This is a genomic window from Leifsonia sp. NPDC102414 (genome assembly GCF_044765685.1).
Lineage (GTDB): Bacteria > Actinomycetota > Actinomycetes > Actinomycetales > Microbacteriaceae > Leifsonia.
The window spans coordinates 1,603,820-1,628,511 of record NZ_JBIWKN010000001.1; the positions used below are offsets into that span (position 1 = coordinate 1,603,820).

Below are 24,692 nucleotides of genomic sequence, written 5' to 3' on the forward strand. Positions count from 1 at the left end.
TGCGCCGCTGCTGAGCCGGTTGGCCCGTGGATGCCACATACCACTTGCAAGTGACTACCTGTTTGCAACGCCAGGCAGAGCCGTAGACATACCAGAGCCGTAGACATGGATTGGCCCCAAGCTGCTCGTCGCACCCCCGGAGGGACTCGAAAACTGCGACCAGGGTTTAATTGGCCGGTCACGGGCACAAAATCCGCGGAATCTAGACGCGTTTGGATCTCATACAGTGACCTAGATCTCGCCGGATAACTCTCAAGCGTGGGCAAATTGTGGGCAAATTTGGAACCACCGAGTGCACCGTTGCGCGGCCGTAAGCGCCGCCCCAGCTCCTGCAGCCTAACCTCCGAAGTAGGGGCGCAGATGTTCTCGCAATTCGGGATCGCTCACGTATACGTACGTGCCAAGTATCCCTCGAGTCAGCAAGACCGCATAGATGTTCGAGATGTATCGCAGTAGGTCGTCGTCTGTGTAGATCTTCCCGAGCGTTGGGTTGTTTTCCTTGCCCTTCGCATCAAAGTATGACTCTCGGTCGATGAACAGCTTGTCCTTGACCGGGTCGTATCGAAGGTCAGGGCCGATGATGACGCCGGCGTAGTTGAGGTCGTATCCCTGTACCGTGTGGATGGAGCCGACTTCGCTCAGCGAGTTCGGCGAGGCAACCCAGTCAGTTTGAACGCTGTTCCAGCGGAAGCGCTGACCTTGCTCCTCGATATCGAATGCGCTCTTATCGTTCTTCGACTTCCAGTTCCAGGCGTACCCGGCCAGTACGCGGGAGAGCCCGACCTCGGCGTCGCGACTAAAAATCGCGTCTCGCATCTCGGCCACGCTGTCGAAGAAGCGGAGGTCGTATCCCTCGAACGGTTGAGGACGTACGTCACGGGCAACGCTCCCCAGAACCCGCCTGATGTAGCCGACGTAGTCCCCTCCGGCCCTGACACGCATCTGCGTCATCAGCGGATAGTGGCGACGCTCTTCTTTCGCCCGGTCGACGAAGGCACTCAGTTCTTCACGCGATATGTCGGCCGGGCGAACGCTTTGCTCGGTATCCACTAGGAGGATCTGGTGCCGGCTCTTTGCTCGAATCCAATCCAGTTGCGTTTTCGTCTTGTCGTCGAAGCCGAAGAGCCTCTCGGTGATGAGCCTGAAGTTCTTGTTCTGAACGCCGGACGGTTGATTGGCGCGCTGATTGAGGCGGTGCGCCTCGTCGATGATCAGCAGATCGAAGTCTTCCTCCGCGAACCCCACATCGAAAGCCGTAAGCACCATGTCCGGGTGCAACCCGGGCGTCCTCCGAAATACCTTCCTGATCGACTCTCTCAAGGACTGCTGCGGAACTACCAAGCCGATGCGTTTGCCGGTGAGCAGCTCACGGAATCCTTCAGCGAAGAAGTCGGAGAAGAGGGAGTCGCTGTCGAGTCCTTCGGGCGGAGTCGAGTGCGCGATGTCTCTAAGCAGCTTGAGCAAATAGATCGCGACGACCGTCTTCCCCGTCCCCGGGTCCCCTTGGATGACGATGGCGCCTCCGGTCTCTGCGTCCAGATCCTCGAAAAGCCCCTCGAGGATGTCCTCGACGGCTGCGGCTTGGTCTTGGGTCAGAGCTTTGAAAGGCGAGAGCTTGAATAGGTCGCTGTTCTCGATCTCAGGGATGGTCCGCGTGAACAGCCCCTCATCCTTGAGCTCGTCGAACACCTCCCGGAAGGTTTCGCGGTACCGCTCCCGGTCGTAGTAGTCGGCCTCGACGATCCCATCGTTCCGATTGAGTACCCGATGCGCGCCGTCGCCCGCGAGCATGCGGATGAGGTACGACTCGAGATCCAGGCAGACCGACTTGTTGAAGGTGTCATCTACGATGAACCGAGCCGATGTCAGTTGGCTCTTCTCGGCAGATCCCAGGTGCTGGCGCATGCGCGCGGCCGCGTTCAGCGACTCCCCGACGTAGACGTCACTCAATCTTCTGGCTCCCGGGGTTGCCTCTGCGGCGGGAACATCGTCGAGCACGTAGACGACGGGCCAGTTGACGTTACGTCGATCGAGAAGCGACCAAGCCGCTACTGCGTCGGGTGCAAACGTCACCCTCGAAATTTCAAAGGACGTCATATTTGTCGCTACGACCGCGCGCCTTGTCGACCGGGTACTTCTCTCGGGTGACGGCCAACTTGTCGAGGATGATCTGGTTCGGGTCGACGCCCAGGCGGGCCGCCAAAAGCATGCCGTACGTCAGAACGTCGGCGAGTTCCTCGCGAACCCGAGCCTCATCGAATTTCGAGCTCCACTGGAAGCACTCGAGAAGTTCCGCCGCCTCGATCAAGATGCTCTTTGCCAAGTTCTCGGGCGTGTGGAATTGCGCCCAATCCCTTTCGGCGACAAAGGCTGCGATCTCGTCACCCACATTCAGATCAGCCATGTTCGCAAACTTACTAGACCGCGAAGATCAGTCTTCCAAACTGATGAAGCGGGTTCGATTCCCGTGGTTTGGTCTCTCCATATAGCTCCCGCTCCATCTCCCGGATCTCCTCCCTCCTGAGGGTCGCCCTGCCGGACGGTCTCCGCTCTCGTGCCCGCCCTCACATATCAGGATTTGAGCGGTGATCTGAGCGTTCAGGTGAAGCCACCCTGATCGGGGAAGCTTCACTCTAAAAGTGAGGTGTGCGGCCTCCCCACACCGGTTCCAGCAGAGACGCGCCGCCCGCTAGCGGCATTCACCACCGTTATGAGGCCTGGCCCGGCGCGCGTCTAAACGTCTCGCGCTTGACCTTTCCCGTCATCACCGTCGGGGCTGGAAAGCTCCTCGTCCAGTGCGACCAACTGCTCAAGGAAATATCGCGTCCCGGTTTCGCCCGCACCGGTCGCGAATGGGATTTCCAGCCGGATCCTCGCGCGGACCAACCCACTCTCTCCTACGACGAACCCACCCTTAGCCAATTCCTGAACGGCACCGTCCATGTGCCCACGGTAGGTCTGGGTCGTCGCTAGATCGTTGATCTCGAAGCTACTGGTTCGAACGTTGAGACCAATGAGTGCGCCTCGCGAGATCTCCGCATGATCGATTTGAGGGACCGACTGCTCGATCTGTGAATAAGCGAATTTGACCTGGTCGGGTGTGGCTTCGACTCGCGAAGACTTGTCGGTGTAGGCAACTGAAGAAATCAATGCGAGCCCGCTGCCAATCGTCGCGAGAGGCTTCAAGAGGTCCTTGAATCGGTTACGCACGCGGGAGTCGTGGCCCCTCAGCTCCTCCAGCAGCACATCGCGATCGTTACTTGCGGCGGCGCGAATCAGGTCTTCGAATCGCTCAAAAACTGTCGCCGTGATGTCCGCCGGCTCAACCAGGCCGGGTGATTCTACGGACATAACGAGAACAAACGAGGCAGCCCGTACTCCTACGAACATCGGCACAATGTCGCGCGACACGGAAGGCTCCGAGATCTCCCTGTAAAGGGCCTCGATCTCGCCATCCACCGCAAGCTGTAACTCTCCAGAAGTCCTTACAGGGAGTTGGGTAACATTCCCCACGCCTCCAACTTCAAGAGCGAAAACCGTGCGGGACTGGTCTCTTGCGAGCCGAACGATCTCGGTATCCGTGAAGGATACCGCGGTTTCCGTGGGCAGGTTGAGCCGGGCTTCTGGATAGGGCAGCCACTCGTCGGGTAGTGCCCCTGCCGAGATGGCAGCTACGTCTGGAACGGGATCGCCCCTGGGAGGGAAGCTCCAAGTGACCACATGAACTGTGTCTTCGCGGGCTTCTGTGAAAGCGTTTCTGAAGGTCACTAGACCAGAACGCACCGCCCGGAATCGTTCTGCACCCATGGCGACCAACACAGTTGTGAGGGTTTCCTCGTCCTCGTCCTCGTCCACCGTGTTCACGATGTAGTACACATCGGCCCAGGTCGACTTCATGGAGAATGTGCGTCGGCCTCCGTAGTACACATAGGTCTCGACATGCTCGAATGGGCTGCCGAAAAGCGGGAGTGATTCGAAATCGATCATTCCAGCCTCGGCTCTATGACTACTGCGTCCGGGATCAGGTCGTACGGCTCAGTCCACCAGTCATGGTGGCTCCGACCCTCCGGAGTAGGGGTGTTTTCTAGGCTTCCGTCAGCCGGGGTGATACTAACTTCAGCCACCGACTTCTTTCGCATCCACGGCGTAAACGTCCGCGCGTTATGAACGTCGTCCAGGCTCTCGAAAACTGAGAGCCCGTGCGCCTCTACGAGATCAGTCCGGCCGTAGTACTCCCCGGTTTTCTTCTCGTAAGGCCGCTGCCAGGTCATTCGCCCGGTTGAATCTCCGGGGACAAGATTTCGCTCGGCGTACACATAGAAGGTTCCGCCCATCGGGACCGCGCTGCTTGGAGGGCAGTCGGCGGGGAAGGGCACAATCACAACGCTGATTCAATCAGAATGTCCTGGATGGGAAGTACCCCCATACCGGGTCACTGCTACTGCGCGCGGCCAGACTAGCGCTTGGGCGTCACCTGAGCGCCAAATATCAGGTTCGCCATCAGCGAGCGGTCCGATTCACCGGGATCGTCGCTGGATTTGCGTGGCAATGGCGTCGAATGCCAGCGCGTGGAGCGTCTTTCCGATACGTTCGCTCTCGTGCCGCTCGTATTCTTTTCTTCAGAGGGCGCCGAACGGTCAGGGTATCGCTATGCCGATCGAACGGGCGTTTCCTACGAATTCCCGGACGCCTATCTGGCGCGAATCCTGCCGGGCACCCCCTTCGTCTACCACCTGGCTGCCCGCGGGTACACAGGTGCGGGCATCGTCGGCCCTATTCGCCCGAGCACCCAAGTCGGGCGTTCGGTGTGCGAGATCCTCGACTACCGAGGCTTTGACAGCGACGTCCCACTCAAGCGCCCGGATGGCTATTATTACGAAGCAGACCCCGACGCCGGAAAGGTCAACGTCTACTGCGCTCAAGGAGTGCGATCCATTTCCGTTGGGCAGTTCGAATTGATCGTCGCAGCCTCTCTTAGCCAAGAAACTCCTCTGCGACCGGGGACTTACGCATCCGTAGAAGATGCGAATGAGATAGAACGCGCTTCGGTGGATCGCGCCATAGCGTGGTTGCAGTCGCAGTACCCAGACCAGAGTGTCGTCGAAATGCCACGAAACAACCCCGGGTTCGACCTCGTCGTCGGAGATGTTGCCGACCCAAAGCTTTACGTCGAAGTAAAGGGAACTCGCGCGGACTCGTCGGTTTTCTGGATGACCGAGGGTGAGCGCGCGTTTTCGGCAGCCAACTCGGCAAAATACATGTTAATCGTGGTGTCTTCACTCCGTCCGAGCGAGGCGGGGGCGGGCGATTGGAACCTTCGCGCTAGGACCGGCGCTGTGGGCGGGGACGATTTTGTCTTAGAACCGTCACAATGGCGCGGACTCCTCAGGTAACGGTTCGCTTTTGGGCCCGAAATTCACGCTTCCGCCTGAACGAGCGGCCCTACCGCTTGCTGACCCCTAGGAGACTTCGACCCCCGGGCGCAGTCTCCTGGGCTGGTACCGCTCAGCAGCCTGCTGGATTGACAGGCGTTGTATAACGAAAGGAGCGTTAGGTGGGGGCGATTCGTGGTGTTCACATATGGCTGGCTGGAAACTCTCCACGGCGGGTAGCCTGGCGGCTGGTCCTAACGGGCGCCTTCGTATCCCTATTCGTTGGGTACCTCGGCGTGGGAGTGGCATTCGCTTGCGATATCCCTGACGGTCCGGCGGTCGCATGGGAGCGGGTACGCCTCGCCAACAGTGCTCTCATCGGGCAAGCGGGGTGGGTGGTCCCTACGTGCCTCGCGCTTATCTTGTCCGGCTTTGCATCCGTTTACGCCATTGGCCTAACAGCGGATGGCGTATCGGAACGCCGGGAACGAGATATCGCAGTCCACTCTGCGCAGGTCGTCTCCGCGTTTTCAGTCGTGTTTGCCATCGGTGTCTGCGTTGGTGTTCACGACCCCATTAAGGATCTGGCGCCGGCAGTTCTGGTGCTCATCGCGTCGTTCGGATGCGTGTCGTTGGCGGCAACCCTGACGGCAGCTTATGGGACGACTAGCCCGACGCTTTGGCCCTCGTTTGACGGGCTTAGATTCGCTCGACGAGTATGTCCGCAATTCGCGAACGCCATTGCTCCGAGCGGGCGCTATCGGTGGATCGCGATAGACGCTCGTTCAGCCGAAGCAGATCTGAAGCTGACAACATATCGAGGTCCGCGAACGCCACCTCGTTGAACGCGGAGTCGTCGTTGGCTGTAGTCATTACGCAATAGTGAATCGAATGCGCCAATGCCGCTTTTCCCCCTTCGTGGGCGGCACAAGCCAAGCACGAAGAAGCGGGAACCCGAGATCGGTCCAGGAGGTCCTGCTCGGCCCGGAGGGCGATGAGCCAATCCGCGGTAAAACGCCTGCAATTGAGTGCCCGGGGTGGTGGGATGCCGTCGAAGCCGGAGCCCTGTCCTGAACTTGCGACCCAACCCGTCGGTGGATTCGATTCGCCGCCATGAGCTCGTCCCCTTACGGAGCCGTTTCGCCGGCCTGAGCATGTGCAGCCATCGCTTGGCCATGACTCAACCGTTTTCGGCTCGCGCCGGACTTCTAACGGGAGTCCGTATCAGCGATAGGAACCGGCCTCGAATCGTGTGCTGGAGTGGCCGGCTCCCGAGCTTCTGCTGCATCTACATCGTGCAGGGCATTCCAATACGGCATGAACACGAGCTTTAGGGTGAGCCACCAAAGATAAACCGCGGCGCTTGATGAGAAAACCGAGTCGCCGATGAGGCCGTGCGCGACTTCGTTCCGGAGGTTTGGGCCGATGGGTCCACACAACAGAGCCCGAAGCTCGAACGCAACATTCTCTCCGAAAATGTCGACCACGCGCTCGTTCTCCATGAGCGCAGACAGTCCGACCTCGTTTTCGGTTCCTTCCGCGCTGATCACGCTCGTGCGTTGGCCAGCGTTCGCGAGATGGTGTCGCACCAGCGCTTCAAGAGCAGGAACGAGGAGATGCAGTGCGGTGCCAAAGTCGCCGCTGTATCCGTAGTGCAGGCCGCGTGCGAAGATTCCTTGGTACGCGCTTGGGACAATGGCGCTCCCCGCGGCTAGGGCATGGAAGTCACCGATGTGCAGCCGATGATCCGTCGACAGTTGCCTCCAAGCGTTAAGCACCACGATGCCGCCGAGGAGGTTGACGCGCATCTGATAGTGCTGGATCATCCCTTCCCATGTAGATGCCTTCTCGTCGTAGATGGTGTCGTCGCTCGCGGGCGAGCGGTATACGGTGCGCCCGTCGGCACTAAGGGTCCGCCGACCGAACAGTGACGAGAGCGGAAAGTCGTGAGCACGCTGCTCAGCTCCCGATCGTGCCTCAGTCAGGCTAGCGAAGGGCTGTAAACCAGCGAAGCGACGAAGAGCCTCTAGCGGGTCGTCGCTGCGGATGGTCGCAAGCAGCTGGGTGACGTGTTCGCCGATGTCGCCGCCTTCCACTGTGAAAGCCTTCATCTGGCCGATCGCCTCGGCACCTTGCTCCCGGATCCGGCGAGCGAGCTCGACTGGCAATTCGGTAACTCCCAGGCGCTCGCGAGCCCGGCGGGGCAGGGTGCGCAGTATCTTGAGTGCCGTTTCTAGATGGACTGAAGCGCGGAACGCCTCAGAAGCATCAGCCTCGGCCAGTAACCGCTCGACGATAGCGTAAGTCGCGTTTTGAGCGGCTTCCGGGTCTCCGGCACGGCGATACCAGTCGGCCGCCACCTCCAGCGTGTGGTCAGCAGCGATCGACTCGATTCCTTCGGCTAGCATCGCGAGATGCTCGGCGATGGCAGCCGCATGTTGGATCCCAAGCCGATGCTCACCGAGCATTTGCGCCGCTCGTACGGCCAATCCATCGTCGGCGGAGGTTGTGGCTGCTTCCACAAGCTGGCGCTCGATCTCGTCGAGCTGCTCCGAAGCGACGCCGCGAAAGCGAACTCCCACCGCGAGTCCACGATCCCACTGCTCAGCGGAGTAGGTCATGGCCTCACGCGTCACCCCGTGATCAGCGAGCGCCTTAAGCTGCGCGAGGTGTCGAGCCGGGCGAAGAGCAGCGTCCCCAGCGACTGCTGCGACGTCGAACAGGCGACTCTGAAGAATGAGATTAGGAACCGCGTCGGCGATCGTGGCGAGCACCGAGATGTCTGCCTCCGAGAAGTCTGCCGGTATGGTGCTGCGCCGGTCGGCGAATGACGCAAAAGGGCCGTAGGGATTGGACCAGTCGTTCCCGTTCGGCATGAACCAGGCAACGGACGCTAGCAGCCCGGCGACGTAACGGACATCCTCGTCGACAGTGCCGTCCTCTGCGATCGCCCTCAAGCCACTGCCGATGCGGAGCGTTCCCGTCGGATCTTCCGCAAGGGCGGCCTGGAGACTTGGATCTCGCGCTGCGGTCAGCCAGCGGGAATCATCGGTCAAGGTCATTCGCCCAGACTAGGGGGCCAGGCGCGACACATTCTCATCGAGCAACGTCGATTGCGGTGGAATTGCGACGTACGAGTGTTGTGCAGCCACCATGCTCAAGCGAACCGCCCCCACCACTTCAGCCCGGAGGTTGCGTGGGCCGGGTCGGGTCGAGTCCGGCCTGACAGCATCACTGTGATCACCGCGGCGCCCTTAGAGTTCCGTAGAGTTGACGGACGCTTGTGTGGGCAAATTGTGGGCAAATGGTGGATAGCGATCGTTATCCACGGCCCGAATTTTGGCTCTGACCAGGTACTTTTCTGCAACCTAAAGGTGCCCCTGGAGGGACTCGAACCCCCAACCTTCTCCTTAGGACGGAGCAGCTCTTCCATTGAGCTACAGAGGCTGACCGCACGAGTCTACCGGGGCCGCTGGCCAGCGCGAAACCGGGACACGCCCGGCAGCGTCAGGCCGCGGGCGCCAGGTAGTCGCTCCAGTCGGGCTGCGTCACCTCGGTGCCGCGGACGACCCAGGAGGCGTCGTGCGGGACGCGCGGGGTGAAGGAGAGGGACCAGTTCATCTCGGCGGGCGTGTGGTTGCCCTTGATGTTGTTGCAGCGGAGGCAGCAGGCGACCAGGTTCTCCCAGCTGTCTGCGCCGCCGCGGGACCGTGGCAGGACGTGGTCGATCGTCGTGGCCGACTTGCCGCAGTATGCGCAGCGGTGCAGGTCGCGGCGGAGGACGCCCCGGCGGCTCACCGGGACGGCGCGGCCACGAGGGATGCGGACGTAGCGGGTGAGGAGGATGACCGACGGGCGCTCGTAGCTGGCTGAGATGCCCCAGACCGGGTGGGCCTGGTCAACAGAGAGCACCGTGGCCTTCTGATTCATGACGAGCACGATGGCGCGTTTGAAGGAGACGACCGCGAGGGGCTCGTAACCGGCGTTGAGGACCAGTGTCTTCATCGTGGACCTTCCTGCGAAACAGCGACGGGATGCGGTGAGCGGAGGCGAAGGGATGCGCCAGGGGAAAGAGAGTCCGAGGTGCGAACGCCAGGGGAAAGAGAGTCCGAGGTGCGAACGCCCGGGGAAAGCACGTCCGGGCAAAGAAAAAGGGCACTGTCCGTGCGGACAGCGCCCAGTGAAGCGGCGGCATGGTGGCGGCAGGCCACGAAGGGGCGGCGGCAGGCGACCACATGGGTGCGACAGGCGAGGAAATCGTGGTGGCGGGCGACCAGCTGGCCGCGCTCTACCCAGGAAGTCACCCTGCGCGGCTCGGCCATCGCACTCCCCGGATCTCTCGCGGTGCGAACATCCAACGCGTGGACATTCACGGTTTCAGGGGATCAGAGTAACGCAGAAACGGCGCGCCACATATTCGGGGCGCGCCGTTCCTGCTCCGCGTCACGCGGAGTTCACGTTCTGTTCCGGTCCAGGAAGCCTCAGGACCGTGTTCGAATCAGCCCGGGAGGGGCCGACCGTCAGCCTCAGATACCGAGACGGACGATGTAGTAGTCGCTGGTCCAGATCGGGCGGATGGAGATGCTGCGGCCGGTGTCCGGCGCATCCATGATGTTGCCGTTGCCGGCGTAGAAGCCGTCGTGGCCGGGCATGATGACCAGGTCGCCCGGCTGGGCGTCCGCCATCGAGATGCGCTTGCCCATCGCCGCCTGGCCGGAGACCGAGTGCGGCAGGGAGATCCCGAACTGGGCGTAGACGTACATCACGTAGCCGGAGCAGTCGAAGCCGGCGGGCGTCGAGCCGCCGAAGACGTACGGGGTGCCGATGTACTGCTGCGCCACCGAGAAGACCTGCGGGAGGCTGAAGCTGGGGTACGGCGGGTTGGCCAGGAAGTCGGTGACGGACGGGCCGGAGTAGCTGGCGTAGCTCGCGAACGACACGGCGGCCTGCTGGCGGGCCAGCTCGGCGGCCTTCGCTGCCTTGGCGGCGGAGAGCTCCTGCTCGCTGGTCGCGGTGGCTGCGTCGCGGGCGACGGCGGCGGCTGCGACGGTCTGCGGAACCTCGACGCTCTGCGACTGGGCCTTCTTCATGCTGTCGACGGCGCTGCTCTTGAACTGCGCGGTGTCGGCACCTTGCGGGTTGAAGGCGTACGCGGGGAGAGCCATCGTGGCGATGAGGCCGGCGGCGAGGGTCATGACAGCGACGTTGATCACGCCGCCCTTAACCTTCTTGCTCGGCTTCTTCGGCGCAGCCTTCTCGGCGGGCTTGCGGAACGCGGCCCCGGCGGACGAGCCAGCGGTGCCGGCACCGGATGCGGTGACAGGCGCGGCCGCCTTCTGCTCCACTCGTGCACCGCGCAGAGAGCGGCGGGACACGATGTCGGAGGTTGCTGGGGTCGAGCTATTCGGGTTTGTGGGGCTCTCTTCAGAGCCTGGTCTACCTAATAGGGCCAAGGGTTGAACCTCCTGCGCTCCAGCAGCACTAGGTAGCTGCCCCGTCCCGGATGCTTATAGCTTGGCTTCGCGAACCAGGAGACAGGGGTGGGGGGTGGAGCGTCCCGGTTCGGGTCCTGTGGCCGGCTTCTGGCCCGTCGGACTCGTTAGAGACTACGGGACGACCCCCGCTTTGTCACATCCTTTTCCCGATATTTTAACAAGTCGGTAACGGAAATCAGGCTTCGACGAAGATGTGCGCAGCCAGCTCGTTCGGCAGTTCCAGGCCGTTCTCGAAGCCGTCGATCTGCACGGCGACGTACGAACCAGCGGGCGTGAACGTGCCGGTCGAGCCGGGAAAAACGCCGGCCTGCTTGAGCTGCAGGAGCAGCTCGGGGTCCACCTGAGCCGGCTCTCCGAGGCGCTTGATCCTGGCAGAAACCCCGGAATCCTTGCCGACGACCACATCCACGAGGTTGGTGAGACCCTCCGTGGTGGGAGACACGATGTCGCCGAGCTCGTCCAGACCGGGGATGGGGTTGCCGTACGGCGACTCCGTCGGGTGCCCGAGCATGGTCAGCAGCTTGCGCTCGACCTGCTCGCTCATCACGTGCTCCCAGCGGCAGGCCTCTTCGTGCACGTACTCCCACTCGAGCTCGATCACGTCGCTCAGGAGGCGCTCGGCCAGGCGGTGCTTGCGCATGACGTGCACGGCCTTGCGGCGGCCGTCGTCCGTCAGTTCGAGGTGGCGGTCGCCGGAGACGACCACGAGTCCGTCCCGTTCCATCCGGCCGACGGTCTGGGAGACGGTCGGGCCTGAGTGGCCGAGACGCTCCGAGATGCGCGCACGCAGAGGGACGATGTTGTCCTCTTCCAACTCCAGGATGGTGCGAAGGTACATCTCGGTCGTATCGATCAGGTCGGTCATCAACCCTCCAGCTTTGTCGCGCGCGTGTGTCCAGTAGAGACTACTGGGTGCCGGTGACAGCGCGGAGTCGCCGCGGCGGAGTCGACCGACAGGGGTTCTAACAGCCAATAGACTCTGGATATGCCGGATGTGACGATTCCCACTGATCTGCTGCCCGCCGACGGACGATTTGGATGCGGTCCATCCAAGGTCCGCGAAGAGCAGGTGGCCTACCTCGCAGGAGCCGGCGCGAAGCTGCTCGGCACCTCCCACCGCCAGGCGCCGATCAAGAACCTCGTCGGAAGCGTGCGCGACGGGCTCGGCGAGCTGTTCCGCATCCCGGACGGCTACGAGGTCGTCATCGGCAACGGCGGCTCCACCGCGTTCTGGGACGCAGCGGCCTTCTCGCTGATCGAGAAGCGCAGCCAGAACCTCGTCTTCGGCGAGTTCGGCGGCAAGTTCGCCGCAGCGGCGAACACCCCGTGGCTGGAGGCGCCCCAGGTCATCGACGCCCCGGCGGGCTCGCGCAGCGAGCCGCAGGCGGCGGAGGGCATCGACGTGTACGCCTGGCCGCACAACGAGACCTCCACCGGCGTCATGGCCCCGGTGAAGCGCGTGCACGGCGACGACGGAGCCCTCACGGTGGTCGACGCGACCAGCGCGGCGGGCGGCGTCGACATCGACGCAGCGGAGTCGGACGTCTACTACTTCGCCCCGCAGAAGAACTTCGCGTCGGACGGCGGCCTCTGGCTCGCGCTGTTCTCCCCCGCCGCCATCGAGCGGGTCGAGCGCATCGCGGCGAGCGACCGGTACATCCCCGAGTTCCTCAGCATCAAGAACGCGATCGACAACTCGCGCCTCAACCAGACGCTGAACACCCCGGCCGTCGCCACCCTGGTCCTGCTGGACAACCAGATCCAGTGGATGAACGGCAACGGCGGTCTCGCCTGGGCCGGTGCGCGCACGGCGGAGTCCTCGAACGCCCTGTACACCTGGGCCGAGAGCGTGGACTACGCGACGCCGTTCGTCTCCGATCCAGCACACCGCTCGCAGGTGGTCGTCACGATCGACTTCGACGACGCGATCGACGCCGCCGCCGTCGCGAAGGCGCTGCGTGCCAACGGCATCGTGGACACGGAGCCGTACCGCAAGCTCGGCCGCAACCAGCTCCGCGTCGCCACGTTCACGGCCATCGAGCCGGACGACGTGCGTGCGCTGATCGGCTGCATCGAGTACGTCGTCGGCCAGCTCGGCTGAGCGGAGCCACCGTGCGACTCTGGCTCCGCGACGACGAGCGACGGCCTGATCCTGTGCCCGTGAAGACGGACGACAGGAAGGCCGTGCTCGTCGGGCTAGGCCTGTGGGTGGTCGCCCTCGTCGTGACGCTCGTCTTCTTCCGCCAGCTCAGCGCCTCCGGCGACGGCTGGTGGCTCTGGACGGTCGTCGTCGGTCTCGCGCTCGGCGTCGTCGGACTCGGTTACCTCACCGTCAAGCGACGCTGAGGCGTCTCCGTCGAGGTCGGCGTCAGCGTCCTCGCCGTCGAGCTCGGTGTCGCCGGCCTCGTCGAGGTCGTCCGCGTCGTCGTCGAGCTCAGCGTCGTACGTGTCGTCCGCGCTCTCGATGTCGACGCCGTCGAGGTCTTCCGGGTGGAGGTCGTGCACGTCGTGCTCGCCGTCCTCGTCCTCGAAGTCGTCGTCGGTGTCGTCATCATCGTCGTCGGATTCGTCGTCATCGTCGTCCGTGAGGGCTTCCGCCTCCGCGGCCGCGATGGCCTCCTGCGACGCCTGGTAGTCGGCGAGCCGCTCCGACCACGGCACCCAGTCCGGCGCGAGCAGGGCGCGCTCGCCCGGCATCAGCTCCGCCTCGAGCACGCTCGGAGCGGAGTCGCCGTCGATGCGCGACAGCGTCACGGTCCAGTGCCAGCCCGGGTAGCCGGACATGGTGCACTCGAACAGCAGGGAGAGCACGTGCTCTCCCTCCACGATGTGGCCGGCGGGCGCGCCGATGGTGGCCTCCGGCGTGATCTCCTTCAGCGCATCCCGTGCCTGGGCGATGGATGCGAGGAGCACGTCGTCGGGAACGGTCCAGACGGGCGCGGGCGCCTCGTCGGCGACCGCTGCGTCATCCTGGCCGGCGACCGCGGCGTCGGCCGAGGACGACTCCGGGGTCTCCGTGGACTCGGGGGTCTCGGGGGTCTCCGCAGGCGTCTCGGCCTCGGCCTCGAACTCGGTGTCAGGCATCCAGGTCGTCCGCAACCCGGCGCAGCACGGCGGCGATCTTCGCTCCGTGCGCCTTGTCCGGGTACTTGCCCCGCTTGAGGTTCGCCCCGATGCCGTCGAGCAGCTTCACGAGGTCTTCGACGATGATCGCCATGTCGTCCGCCGACTTGCGGCTGAGCTTCACGAGGCTGGGCGGGGCGTCGAGGACGCGCACCGACAGTGCCTGGGCGCCGCGCTTGCCGTCGGCGATGCCGAACTCGAGGCGGGTTCCCGCTTTCACGACGGCACCTGCCGGCAGGGCGGAGGCGTGCAGGAAGACTTCCTGGCCGTCATCGGAGCTGATGAAGCCGAAGCCTTTCTCGTCGTCGTAGAACTTGACCTTGCCGGTTGGCATGGGAACCTCATTTCACATGGGGGATCGTATGACCAACCTCAATTATCCTTGATTTCGTGACCCAGCAGACCCCACAGGCGGCAAGCCGCCTCCAACGCATCCTGTCGTACATCATTGCGGCACTCGTGATCATCTCCCTGGTCTGCATCGCAGCCGTCCTGATCGGCTCCGCTCTGGGCGGAATGCCGGAGCAGGGATCGGGTCAGGGCATCTGGCCGGTGGTGTTCGTGCTGCCGATGATCGGCCTGTCCGTGGCGTTCATCCTGGTGATCGCCCTCATCGTGATCACCGGCAGGCAGCGCAGCAAGGCGGCGAAGGCCGCACGGCCCTCCGGCTCCAGCGGAGCCGGGACGGGCAAGCGGTAGGCCGGCGGGAAGCCGGGCTGGAACAGCGCCGATGACGAACACGCTCGCTCTGGCTGCGCGCCTGCGGGCGATGCCGGACGAGTCGATCGTCCACGTCCTGCACGAGCGGGCGATCCGCCGCGCAGGGATCTCCGACTTCTTCGACCTCGCGGACGCCCTGCTCGACCGCGACGCGGTGCAGCGCGCGCTCTCCGGGCTCGACCGCACCAGGCTGGCCGTGCTCGTGGTGCTCGGTCGCGCATCCACCCCGATGGATGCGCGGGAGGTCGCCGCAGCGCTCGCCGGCTCCCCCGCAACGCCCGGCATCACCCATATAGCGGCTCAGGAGGCGCTGGACGCCGTCTCCGGCCTCATCCTCGCCCATCCGGACTCCGGCGCGTTCTCGGCCTACGAGGCCGTCACGGCGCAGCTGGCCGCGTGGCCGAGCATCCACCTGCCCTCCCCCGACGCCCTGCTCGCCGAACCGGCGCCCGCCGCGCTCGCCGCCGTGCCGGACACCGAGCGCCGCTTCACCGACCGCCTCGCCGCCGAGCGCGCGTTCGATGCGGTGACCGCCGTGTCCGAGCTGATCGCCGAGCTGTTCAGGGAGGGCGCGCGCGAGCTGCAGAAGGGCGGCCTGGCGCTCCCAGCGAGCAAGCGCATCGCCGGTGCCCTCGCCGTGGACGTGTCCATCGTGCCGACGGTGTTCTCGGTCGCATCCCGTGCTGGGCTCGTCGCCCTGGAGGACGCTCTCTGGTTGCCGACCGATGCCGCCTCCGCCTGGCAGCACACCCCGACCGCCGACCGCTGGCGCGCGCTGGCCGCGTCCTGGCAGGACGCCCTGCCGGACGACCTGCGCGGGATCCTCTCCTCGCGCAGCCGCGCGGCCTGGGGCGACAGCCTGCGCGAGTACGTCGCCTGGCTGTATCCGGCAGGCCGAGCGTTCGCCGAGGAGCGCGTCGATGCGTACACGCGGGATGCGGAATGGCTCGGCATCACCGCGCAGCAGGCGCCGAGCAGCGCGGGCAGCGCCCTGGTCGAGAGCGGCCCGGACGCCGCGGCCGCCGTGGTGCGCGAGCTGTTCCCCGCGGAGGTGGACAAGGTCTACCTGCAGCACGACCTCACCATCGTGGCTCCCGGCCCGCTCGACCCGGCGATCGACGGGCGCCTGCGCGGCATGGCCGACGTGGAGAGCAGGGCGCTCGCATCCACCTTCCGGGTGTCGGCCGCGACCATCGACAGGGCGATCACGGGCGGGGAGACGGCGGAGAGCATCCACGCGTTCCTGGCGGAGATCTCACTGACCGGCGTCCCGCAACCCCTCGACTACCTGGTGCGGGATGCGGCGGAGCGCTACGGCCGCGTGCGGGTGCGCGCCATCGACGGCGACGGGCGGATGCGGTCGGCTGTGGTCTCCGCCGACCTCACGCTGCTGACGACGATCGAGGTCGACCAGTCGCTCAGCGCCCTCGGGCTGGTCAGGGCGGCGGAGGACAGGCTGGAGAGCCGGTTCGCACGGGATGTGGTGTTCTGGGCGATCAGCGACGCGCGCTACCCGGTGGCTGCGGAGGACGCGGACGGGAGCGTGGAGGCGCTGCGGAGGCAGCGGGTCGCGCATCCCAGGGTCGCCGAGCGCGCCGATCAGGAGGCAGAACTCGTCGCCCGGCTGCGCGAGGCGGACGCCACCGCTGACGAGAGCACGGGAGAGCAGTGGCTGACCAGGCAGCTCGACCTGGCCATCCGGGCCAGGCAGCTCGTGGTGGTCGAGGTGGCGATGCCGGACGGCCGCGTGGTCGACTACCTGCTGGAGCCGACCGGCGTCGGAGGCGGACGCCTGCGCGGCCGCGACAGGGCGGCCGACATCGAGCGCACCCTCCCCCTCTCCAGCGTCCGGGGCCTCCGCCCCGCCGACTGACCCCCGGAGAAGCCATCGAGGCGGCGGAGGTGGGGGCTGAGCGGGGCGCAGAGAAAGCGGGCGTAGACTCAGCGGTTATGTCAGATGGCCCCCTGATCGTCCAGAGCGACCGCACCGTGCTGCTGGAGGTCGCGCATCCGTCGGCCGAAGACGCACGGCACGACCTCGCCGTGTTCGCGGAGCTCGAACGCGCGCCAGAGCACATCCACACCTACCGGATCACCCGGCTCGGACTGTGGAACGCGCGGGCGGCAGGGCACACCGCGCAGGACATGCTCGGCACGCTGGAGCGGTACTCGAAGTTCCCGATTCCGCAGACCGTGTCCGTCGACATGGCGGAGACCGTCGCCCGCTACGGACGGCTCGTGATCGAGCGCGACGACGACGGCGTGCTGCTGCTGCGCTCGACCGACCTGCCGGTGCTCACCGAGGTCGCGGGCGCGAAGCGGATCGCCCCGCTGCTGCTCGAGCGACGGGACGAGTCGACCTTCGTCGTGGAGGCGTGGGCGCGCGGTCAGCTCAAGCAGGAGCTGGTGAAGCTCGGCTGGCCGGCAGAAGACCTCGCGGGATACACGCCGGGCACACCGCATCCCATCGACCTGGTGGAGGACGGCTGGAAGCTGCGCGACTACCAGCACAAGGCGGTGGACAACTTCTTCGACGGCGGCTCCGGTGTGGTGGTGCTGCCCTGCGGCGCTGGCAAGACCCTGGTAGGCGCCGGCGCGATGGCGACCGCCAAGACCACGACGCTCATCCTGGTGACCAACACCGTCTCCGCCCGCCAGTGGCGCGACGAGCTGCTGAAGCGCACGACGCTCACGGCCGCGGAGATCGGCGAATACTCCGGCCAGGTCAAAGAGGTCAAGCCGGTGACCATCGCCACGTACCAGATCCTCACCGCCAAGCGGAAGGGCGAGTACGCGCACCTGGCGCTGCTCGACGCGATGGACTGGGGCCTCGTGGTCTACGACGAGGTGCACCTGCTGCCTGCACCGGTGTTCAAGCTCACCGCCGAACTGCAGGCCCGCCGCCGCCTCGGCCTCACCGCCACCCTGGTCCGCGAGGACGGCAGGGAGGGCGACGTGTTCAGCCTCATCGGCCCGAAGCGGTTCGATGCCCCGTGGAAGGAGATCGAGGCGCAGGGCTTCATCTCCCCCGCCGCCTGCTACGAGGTGCGCATCGACCTGCCCGCGTCCGACCGCCTCAGCTACGCGGCAGCGGCCGACGACGAGCGCTACCGGCTGGCAGCCACGGCGCCGGCCAAACTGGATGTGGTGCGCCAGCTGGTCGCACGGCACCAGGGCGAGCGCATCCTCGTCATCGGCCAGTACCTCGACCAGATCGACGAGCTCGCCGAGGCCCTGGATGCGCCGTCCCTCACGGGAGCGACCCCGGTGGACGAGCGCGAGCGTCTCTACCAGGAGTTCCGGGAGGGTACGACGGAGGTGCTCGTGGTCAGCAAGGTCGCGAACTTCTCGGTCGACCTGCCAGAGGCGACGGTCGCCATCCAGGTGTCGGGCTCGTACGGCTCCCGCCAGGAGGAGGCCCAGCGCCTCGGTCGCCTGCTCCGCCCGAAGGAGTCCGGGCTGTCCGCGAACTTCTACACGCTCGTCTCGCGCGACACCGTCGACCAGGACTTCGCGCAGAACCGGCAGCGCTTCCTCGCGGAGCAGGGCTACTCGTACACGATCCTGGATGCGCACGCCCTGGCCGCGTAGGACAGCCTCAGCCCAGCTCAGCCCGGCTCAGCCCAGCACCCGCTCCGCCGTCACCCGCGCCCCAGCATTCCGCGGGTCGTCGCGCAGCGTGATGAGCGCCTTCCACAGCGCCCAGCCCTTCCCGCGCGCCCACATCGCGTCGTCGGCGCCGAGCACACTGCGGTAGGCCTCCCGCGCCTCGCCGTCGAGCGTCGTCCAGGCGAGTGCCAGGTCGCAGGCGGGGTCGCCGACGCCCGACGTGCCGAAGTCGATCACCGCGGCGAGCCGGCCGTCCAGCATCAGCAGGTTGCCGACCGCGATGTCGCCGTGAAACCAGACCGGCTCGCCCAGCCACGTCGCGTCCTCGGCCTCTGCCCAGACGCGCGCGGCCGCATCCAGGTCGAGTGGGTCACCGGAGGCGGCGAGCGCAGAGATGGCGGAGCGCGTCTCGTCTCCGTAGACGGCGGGCGGGTCGCCGCGGAAGAAGTTGTGTCGCCCGGGGCGTGGCGCGCCGTCGGTCGGGCACGCCCGCAGCGCGACCAGGAACGACGCCACCGCCTCCGCGAACGCCACGGGGTCGCCGATGCCGTCCAGCGCGGCGGGGCGTCCGTCGAGCCAGCGGTACACCGACCACGCATACGGGTAGCCGAACGCCGGCGCCCCTGCCGCCACCGGCGACGGGATGGGGACCGGAAGCAGCGGGGCGAGCCTCGGCAGCCAGGCCTGCTCCTTGGCGACCTGCTCGGCGTACCACGGCCCGCTCGGCATCCGGATGCTCAGCGCATCCCCCAGCCGGAAGGTCCGATTGTCCCAGCCGTCCAGCTCCACCGCCCGGATCGGCAGCCCGGACCAGGCAGGGAATTGACTGTCGACCAGCCGTCGCGCGAGGTCGGCGTCGATCGCGGGCGGCTCAGCGCCGGACATAGCGCAGCAGCAGCGTGTCGCCGGAGACCAGCGTGTGAGCGAGCCGCAGCCCGACCGGAACGATGGGCGACGCCCCGGACGAGATGCGGGTGGCGACCCCTGCTTCCAGCCGAGGGCTGATCGTCAGGCACAGCTCGTCCAGCTCCCCGGATGCGATCAGGTCGCCGAACAGGTGCGGCCCACCCTCGCAGTGGATGCGGCCAAGGCCTCGCTCGTTCAGCACCTGCACCAGCACATCCACCTCCACCCTGTCGCGGCCGCAGACCACCACGTCCGCCACCTCGGAGAGGGCCTCGCGGGTGTCCTCGCGCGAGCGTTCGGTGGTGAGCACGATCGGCCGCACGGGAGCATCGCGGAAGATCGGGCTGGCCGGGTCGAGGTCGAGGCTCGCGGAGACGATGGCGAACACCGGATGCGCGGTGCGGCCGTGCTCGGCGCGCCAGCGCTCGGAGGCCTCGTCGACCCGCATCGCCGCGTAGCCCTCCGCGCGCACCGTGCCCGCTCCGACCACGACCACGTCGCAGAGGCGGCGCAGGATGGCGAACACGCGCTTGTCCGCGTCGTCGGACAGCCCGCCGGAGAGGCCGCCGTGCGTGGCAGCGCCGTCGACGCTGCTGACGAAGTTGACGCGCAGCCACGGCAGGTCGCCTGCACCGTCGCTGTAGAGGGCGGCAAGGTCCTCGTCGCCGAGTCCCTCCTCAGCCGGCAGCGGGTAGACCCTGGCGATGGCCGTGTCAGTCATTCACGTCTCCCATGTTGTGCTTCAGGTATGCGGGCTCGCGCAGGCCCAGGATCGCCTCCGTCATCCTGGTGGCGGCGACGGAGGCGGCCACATCGTGCATCCGGATGATGCGGGCGCCGTTCACGATCGAGACCACGGCGGCGGCGAGCGAGCCTTCGAAGCGTTCGGCGCGGGGCGCATCCAGGGTTTCGCCGATGAAGTCTTTGTTGGAGACGGCGGCGAGCGTCGGAAAGCCGAGGTCGGCGATTTCGCGCAGCCGCCTGGTCAGCTCGAGCGATTGCAGCGTGTTCTTGTTGAGGTCGTGGCCAGGGTCGACGATGATCCGCTCCTCCGGGATGCCTGCGGCGAGCGCCAGCTCCACCCTGCCGAGCAGGAAGGCGGCGATCTCGGCGGCGATGTCGTCGTAGTGCGGCCTCGGATAGAACGTGCGAGGGGCGGCGAGGCTGTGCGTGATGACGAGGGTCGCGTCGCTGTCGGCGACCACGGAGACCAGGTCGGGGTCGCTGAGGCCGGTGGTGTCGTTGACGACCGTGGCGCCGGCGGCGATGGCGCGGCGCGCGACCTCGGCGTGGAAGGTGTCGACGGAGATGACCACGTCCGACCCTGCGCGCAGCTCCGCGACCACCGGCACGACCCTGTCGGCCTCCGCCTCCACCGGGATCGGGTCTCCTGGCGCGAACGGGGCGCCGCCGATGTCCACCCAGTCGGCGCCGAGCTCGACGGCGCGGAAGCTCGCCTGCACTGCCTTGCCGAGGGCGAACGTCCTGCCCTGGTCGAAGAACGAGTCCGGAGTGCGATTGACGACGGCCATCACGGCGACGCGGCGGGAGAAGTCGAAGGTGCGGGCGCCGATAGTGCGGACGGGGATGCGGAGCGGTGGCAGGTACATGTCAGAGCGAGGCAAGGTCCACGCTCTCGTCGGTGAGACGGCGCTCGTCAACGCGCTCGCCGGAACGGATGAGCCGCTGCACCTGGTCGTTCACATCCCAGACGTTGACGTTCATCCCGGCAACCACGCGCTCGTTGCGCAGCCAGAACGCCACGAACTCGCGCGCGTCGACATCGCCGCGGTAGACCACCCTGGCATCCGCCGCCAGCGGCCCGTAACCCGAATACTCCATGCCCAGATCGTATTGGTCGGAGTAGAAGTACGGGATGTCGTCGTAGCTCGCCGACTCGCCCAGGATGCTGCGCGCGGCGACCGTGCCTCCGGCGATGGCGTTCGCCCAGTGCTCGTTGCGCAGGTGCCTGCCGATCACGGGCAGGAAGGGGTTGGCCAGGTCTCCCACGGCGTACACGTCCTCGGCGACCGTGCGCATCCCCTGGTCGGTCGGCACGCCGTTGTCGATGGAGAGCCCGGAGCGTTCTGCGATGGCCGTGTTCGGGATCGCCCCGACGCCGACCACCACCAGATCGGCGGGGATGCGCTCCCCTGTGCCGGTGACGACTCCTGTGCCAGTGACGACCTCGCGCGGCCCGTCGTCGTCCCCGTCGATGGCGACCACAGACGCCGCATTGCGGAATGAAACGCCGTTGTCGGTGTGCAGCCGCTCGAACACGCGGCCGAGCTCCGGCCCGATGGCGGAGCTGAGCGGAACGGCCGAGCTGCCGACGACTGTCACGTCGTTGCCGTAGCCGCGCGCGGCCGCAGCCACTTCCAGTCCAATCCAGCCGGAGCCGACCACCACGACGCGCCTTCCGCCGACCTCGAGCGCCGAGCGCAGCCACTCGCTGTCCTCGATCGTCCGCAGCGTGAACACCGCGCCGTGGCCAGCACCCGGCACGCTCAGCCGCCTCGGGCTCGCTCCCGTCGCGAGCACCAGGCTGTCGAACGTGATCCGCGCGCCGCCGTCGAGGAACAGCTCGTGCGCGGCAGGGTCGAACGAGCTCGCCACCGAGTCCGGCAGGAACTCCACCGCGTTGTCTGCGTACCAGGCCTCAGGATGCACGTCCCCCGCCGAGCGCTCGGCCTCGCCTTTCAGGAACTCCTTGGACAGCGGCGGCCGGATGTACGGGTGGTGCTGTTCGGCGCCGAACAGCAGGATGCGCCCGTCGAAACCGCGCTCGCGCAGCTCGGTGGCGACCGTGGCTCCGGCCAGTCCTGCTCCGGCGATGACGACGGTGGGCTTCGACATGGTGTCCTCCTCGCGACGGCTTTTCCCAGCATCCACTGTTCCCACGGCGGCCGCCAGACCCTCACACCAATCCCACACCGTGCGCTCACAGGTTGGATTCAGCCAACGCGCAGATACTAGATGCCATGAACGCCGGACCTCGCATCCTGATCGTCGACGACGAGCCCAACATCCGCGACCTGCTCACCACCAGCCTCCGCTTCGCCGGGTTCGCCGTGCGCGCGGTCGGCAATGGCGCCCAGGCCATCTCCGCGGTCCTCGAAGAGGAGCCAGACCTCATCATCCTCGACGTGATGCTCCCCGACATGAACGGCTTCGGCGTGACCAAGCGCCTCCGCGGCGCCGGGTACACCGCCCCGATCCTGTTCCTCACGGCCAAGGACGACACAGAGGACAAGATCACCGGCCTCACCGTCGGCGGGGACGACTACGTCACCAAGCCGTTCAGCCTCGACGAGATCGTCGCCCGCATCAAGGCCATCCTGCGCCGCACGATGCAGGCGGACGAGGACGCGGTCATCCGCGCCGGCGAGCTGACGATGGACCAGGACACTCACGAGGTCTTCGTCGGCGACACCGCCATCGAGCTGAGCCCCACCGAGTTCAAGCTGCTGCGCTACCTCATGCTCAACCCCAACCGCGTGCTGTCGAAGGCGCAGATCCTCGACCACGTCTGGGAGTACGACTTCAACGGCGACGCCGGCATCGTCGAGTCGTACATCTCCTACCTGCGCCGCAAGGTGGATGCGCACTCCAGCGAGCCGCTCATCCAGACCAAGCGCGGGTTCGGCTACATGCTGAAGGCCGCAAAGGTCTGACCAGCCTCCTGCACATGCCCGGCACAGCTTCGGCTGCGTAAACTGGCGGCCTCATGCACACACGCTTACTCGATCGATGGAACGCGATCTCTTTGCGCACCAAGATCACCGGCGTGACCGTGCTGATGCTGACTCTCGGGCTGCTGGTGACCGGAATCGGCACCATGTCGATGCTGAAACCGGTGCTGCTCGATCAGTTGGATGCGCAGCTCTCGGCCGCGTCCGGCGGAAGCTACCTGAACACCTACCTCTACGGCACGTCCGCAGACAGCGAGAAGATCGCGACGGACGCGAGCCCGTCGGACTACTTCGCGGCGCTGTACGACGCGGACGGCAAGCTGGTGAAGTCGAACTGGGGGAACATCCCGGAGGCGCACCGGCCGGCCGTCCCAGCAACGCTGACCGTGCCCGGCAGCAAGTTGCTGCCGCCCGGCGGCTATCCGCTGCTCAGCAATGACGGGCACACCACCTTCCGCGCTCTGGCGACGACGGTCACGCTGACCAACCCGCCCGGCGCCCTCGGCACGGCGATCGTGGCCACCACCACGTCGCAGATCGACACGGTGATGGCGAGCTTCCTCGCGATCTTCCTCGGCTTCGGCGTGATCGTCATCATCGTGGGCGCCGGCCTCACCCGGATGCTCGTGACCACCACGTTCTCTCCGTTGCGCGAGGTGGAGCAGACGGCTGCCGCCATCGCGGACGGCGACTTCAGCCAGCGCCTCGGCGGAGCCACCCCGAACACCGAGGTCGGCCGCCTCAACCGCTCGCTCAACACGATGCTGAACCGCATCGACAGGGCCTTCAACGACCGCGCCAGAACCATCGATCAGATGCGCCGCTTCGTCGGCGACGCCAGCCACGAGCTGCGCACCCCGCTCGTCTCGGTGCGCGGCTACGCCGAGCTGTACCGGATGGGCGCCCTGCAGACGCCGGAGGACGTCGCGCAGGCGATGGACAGGATCGAGAAGGAGGCCATCCGGATGGGCGGCCTCGTCGAGGACCTCCTGGAGCTGGCACGGCTCGACGAGACCAAGCCGCTGAACCTGCATCCGGTCGACCTGGTGCGGATCGCCCAGGACGCGGCGATGGATGCGATGGCCGGCTCCCCCGGCCGCGTCGTCACCGTGATCACCCCCGAGGCGATCGCCGCCCCCGAGTTCGGCCCAGAGGAGCCCGGCGTCGACACGGTGCCGATGCCCATCCAGGACCAGTCGGCGCGGGTCAGCAACGCAACGGGGCCGATCGCGTTCGCCGGGGCGACGCTCGCGCGCCTGCGCCGCGGACGCGCCCGCCGCCCCGGCGGCACGGAGCCGACGCTGGTGACCACGGCGGAGAAGGTGGTGCTGCACCAGCCCGTCGCCGCAGAGCCCGCGATCGTGCTGGCCGAGGAGAACAAGCTGCGCCAGGTGGTCACGAACCTGATGGGCAACGCCCTCCGCTACACGGCGGACGGCACCCCCATCGAGATCATGGTGCAGGTGAACCACCAGACCGGCCGTGCCATCCTCGAGGTGCGCGACCACGGCGACGGCATCCCGCCGCAGATCAGGGAGAAGATCTTCCAGCGCTTCTGGCGCGCGGACACCTCCCGCGCCCGCGAGACGGGTGGCAGCGGCCTCGGCCTCGCCATCGTGTCATCGATCGTCGCGGCGCACCACGGCAGCGTCGAGGTCGTGGAGACGGACGGCGGCGGCGCCACCTTCCGTGTCTCCCTGCCGCTCGCCCCGTCGACGGCCCCTGCCGCCGCCTAGTCTGCGGGGAACTCGGCTGCCTAGCGCCGTGCCGCAGCG

21 protein-coding genes, 1 tRNA gene and 1 pseudogene are annotated in these 24,692 nt (G+C 66.3%); 8 read left to right on the forward strand and 15 right to left on the reverse strand.

Annotation, left to right across the window (positions count from 1 at the left end; translation table 11 throughout):
• Positions 1 to 336: 336 nt before the first annotated feature.
• The 4 genes from ACIRCZ_RS07665 to ACIRCZ_RS07680 form a co-directional block, all read right to left on the reverse strand.
• The gene (locus ACIRCZ_RS07665; protein WP_402851335.1) at positions 337 to 2,073 is read right to left on the reverse strand and encodes a DNA/RNA helicase domain-containing protein; all 1,737 of its coding nucleotides are present in this window, start codon (positions 2,071 to 2,073) and stop codon (positions 337 to 339) included.
• A gap of 10 nt (positions 2,074 to 2,083) precedes the next feature.
• Entirely contained in the window at positions 2,084 to 2,404 is a 321-nt protein-coding gene (locus ACIRCZ_RS07670) for a nucleotide pyrophosphohydrolase (RefSeq protein ID WP_402851338.1), read from the reverse strand.
• Between the two features lie 329 nt (positions 2,405 to 2,733).
• Entirely contained in the window at positions 2,734 to 3,987 is a 1,254-nt protein-coding gene (locus ACIRCZ_RS07675; protein ID WP_402851341.1) for a hypothetical protein, read from the reverse strand.
• Positions 3,984 to 4,334: a hypothetical protein gene (locus ACIRCZ_RS07680; protein ID WP_402851344.1), complete on the reverse strand. Its 351-nt coding sequence runs from the start codon at positions 4,332 to 4,334 to the stop codon at positions 3,984 to 3,986. Before ACIRCZ_RS07680 ends, ACIRCZ_RS07675 begins: the two co-directional genes overlap by 4 nt.
• A 234-nt stretch (positions 4,335 to 4,568) precedes the next feature.
• Here ACIRCZ_RS07680 and ACIRCZ_RS07685 point away from each other — a divergent pair, with 234 nt between their 5' ends.
• Positions 4,569 to 5,393 carry a protein NO VEIN domain-containing protein gene (locus ACIRCZ_RS07685; RefSeq protein WP_402851347.1) on the forward strand — a complete coding sequence of 275 codons (825 nt, stop codon included), beginning with the start codon at positions 4,569 to 4,571 and terminating at the stop codon, positions 5,391 to 5,393.
• Positions 5,394 to 6,580: 1,187 nt separating this feature from the next.
• Here the strand turns inward: ACIRCZ_RS07685 and ACIRCZ_RS07690 are convergent.
• The 5 genes from ACIRCZ_RS07690 to ACIRCZ_RS07710 all read right to left on the reverse strand — a co-directional run bounded on the left by ACIRCZ_RS07690 (position 6,581) and on the right by ACIRCZ_RS07710 (position 11,732).
• Positions 6,581 to 8,434 carry a DUF4209 domain-containing protein gene (locus ACIRCZ_RS07690; protein WP_402851350.1) on the reverse strand — a complete coding sequence of 618 codons (1,854 nt, stop codon included), beginning with the start codon at positions 8,432 to 8,434 and terminating at the stop codon, positions 6,581 to 6,583.
• Between the two features lie 313 nt (positions 8,435 to 8,747).
• A tRNA-Arg gene (locus tag ACIRCZ_RS07695) sits at positions 8,748 to 8,819 on the reverse strand.
• A 60-nt stretch (positions 8,820 to 8,879) separates the two neighbouring features.
• The gene (locus tag ACIRCZ_RS07700) at positions 8,880 to 9,377 is read right to left on the reverse strand and encodes an HNH endonuclease (protein ID WP_055895236.1); all 498 of its coding nucleotides are present in this window, start codon (positions 9,375 to 9,377) and stop codon (positions 8,880 to 8,882) included.
• Between the two features lie 521 nt (positions 9,378 to 9,898).
• Positions 9,899 to 10,747, reverse strand: coding sequence for a C40 family peptidase (locus ACIRCZ_RS07705; protein ID WP_402851355.1), 849 nt, complete (start codon positions 10,745 to 10,747; stop codon positions 9,899 to 9,901).
• Positions 10,748 to 11,042: 295 nt separating this feature from the next.
• Positions 11,043 to 11,732: a metal-dependent transcriptional regulator gene (locus ACIRCZ_RS07710; RefSeq protein ID WP_055895233.1), complete on the reverse strand. Its 690-nt coding sequence runs from the start codon at positions 11,730 to 11,732 to the stop codon at positions 11,043 to 11,045.
• A 120-nt stretch (positions 11,733 to 11,852) separates the two neighbouring features.
• Between ACIRCZ_RS07710 and serC the strand changes: the two genes are divergently transcribed.
• Both serC and ACIRCZ_RS07720 read left to right on the forward strand, forming a co-directional pair.
• Positions 11,853 to 12,968 (forward strand): phosphoserine transaminase, encoded by a 1,116-nt coding sequence (serC, locus tag ACIRCZ_RS07715; RefSeq protein ID WP_402851357.1) that lies wholly within the window; start codon positions 11,853 to 11,855, stop codon positions 12,966 to 12,968.
• Positions 12,965 to 13,150: pseudogene (locus tag ACIRCZ_RS07720) on the forward strand (DUF2530 domain-containing protein); the annotation flags it as partial. The gene serC and the pseudogene ACIRCZ_RS07720, both read left to right, overlap by 4 nt.
• On the opposite strand, the gene ACIRCZ_RS07725 reads toward ACIRCZ_RS07720, so the two are convergent.
• Together ACIRCZ_RS07725 and ACIRCZ_RS07730 are read right to left on the reverse strand one after the other, a co-directional pair.
• On the reverse strand, positions 13,064 to 13,951 hold the full coding sequence (locus ACIRCZ_RS07725; RefSeq protein ID WP_402851359.1) for a DUF3027 domain-containing protein: 888 nt from the start codon (positions 13,949 to 13,951) through the stop codon (positions 13,064 to 13,066). The pseudogene ACIRCZ_RS07720 and the gene ACIRCZ_RS07725 overlap by 87 nt on opposite strands.
• Positions 13,944 to 14,324, reverse strand: coding sequence for a cold-shock protein (locus ACIRCZ_RS07730; protein ID WP_055895229.1), 381 nt, complete (start codon positions 14,322 to 14,324; stop codon positions 13,944 to 13,946). The genes ACIRCZ_RS07725 and ACIRCZ_RS07730 overlap by 8 nt, the downstream gene beginning before the upstream one ends.
• 56 nt (positions 14,325 to 14,380) lie before the next feature.
• Between ACIRCZ_RS07730 and ACIRCZ_RS07735 the strand changes: the two genes are divergently transcribed.
• The 3 genes from ACIRCZ_RS07735 to ACIRCZ_RS07745 all read left to right on the forward strand — a co-directional run bounded on the left by ACIRCZ_RS07735 (position 14,381) and on the right by ACIRCZ_RS07745 (position 18,301).
• Positions 14,381 to 14,689: a hypothetical protein gene (locus ACIRCZ_RS07735; protein ID WP_402851362.1), complete on the forward strand. Its 309-nt coding sequence runs from the start codon at positions 14,381 to 14,383 to the stop codon at positions 14,687 to 14,689.
• A gap of 31 nt (positions 14,690 to 14,720) precedes the next feature.
• Positions 14,721 to 16,583, forward strand: a complete 1,863-nt coding sequence (locus ACIRCZ_RS07740) for a helicase-associated domain-containing protein (RefSeq protein WP_402851365.1) — start codon at positions 14,721 to 14,723, stop codon at positions 16,581 to 16,583.
• Between the two features lie 77 nt (positions 16,584 to 16,660).
• Complete coding sequence (locus ACIRCZ_RS07745) at positions 16,661 to 18,301, forward strand: DNA repair helicase XPB (RefSeq protein ID WP_055895224.1); 1,641 nt, start codon at positions 16,661 to 16,663, stop codon at positions 18,299 to 18,301.
• Between the two features lie 27 nt (positions 18,302 to 18,328).
• Here the strand turns inward: ACIRCZ_RS07745 and ACIRCZ_RS07750 are convergent, their stop codons facing one another.
• Genes ACIRCZ_RS07750 through ACIRCZ_RS07765 form a run of 4 tightly spaced genes read right to left on the reverse strand, consistent with a single transcriptional unit; the run spans position 18,329 to position 22,081 of the window.
• Complete coding sequence (locus tag ACIRCZ_RS07750; protein WP_402851369.1) at positions 18,329 to 19,204, reverse strand: aminoglycoside phosphotransferase family protein; 876 nt, start codon at positions 19,202 to 19,204, stop codon at positions 18,329 to 18,331.
• The gene (locus ACIRCZ_RS07755) at positions 19,191 to 19,946 is read right to left on the reverse strand and encodes a pyrimidine reductase family protein (RefSeq protein WP_402851372.1); all 756 of its coding nucleotides are present in this window, start codon (positions 19,944 to 19,946) and stop codon (positions 19,191 to 19,193) included. The genes ACIRCZ_RS07750 and ACIRCZ_RS07755 overlap by 14 nt, the downstream gene beginning before the upstream one ends.
• The gene (gene folP, locus ACIRCZ_RS07760; protein WP_402851375.1) at positions 19,939 to 20,835 is read right to left on the reverse strand and encodes a dihydropteroate synthase; all 897 of its coding nucleotides are present in this window, start codon (positions 20,833 to 20,835) and stop codon (positions 19,939 to 19,941) included. Before folP ends, ACIRCZ_RS07755 begins: the two co-directional genes overlap by 8 nt.
• A gap of 1 nt (position 20,836) precedes the next feature.
• On the reverse strand, positions 20,837 to 22,081 hold the full coding sequence (locus ACIRCZ_RS07765; protein ID WP_402851378.1) for an NAD(P)/FAD-dependent oxidoreductase: 1,245 nt from the start codon (positions 22,079 to 22,081) through the stop codon (positions 20,837 to 20,839).
• Positions 22,082 to 22,206: 125 nt separating this feature from the next.
• Here ACIRCZ_RS07765 and ACIRCZ_RS07770 point away from each other — a divergent pair, with 125 nt between their 5' ends.
• Entirely contained in the window at positions 22,207 to 22,899 is a 693-nt protein-coding gene (locus ACIRCZ_RS07770; RefSeq protein ID WP_055895214.1) for a response regulator transcription factor, read from the forward strand.
• Between the two features lie 53 nt (positions 22,900 to 22,952).
• The gene (locus ACIRCZ_RS07775; RefSeq protein WP_402851381.1) at positions 22,953 to 24,653 is read left to right on the forward strand and encodes a sensor histidine kinase; all 1,701 of its coding nucleotides are present in this window, start codon (positions 22,953 to 22,955) and stop codon (positions 24,651 to 24,653) included.
• Positions 24,654 to 24,692 lie beyond the last annotated feature (39 nt).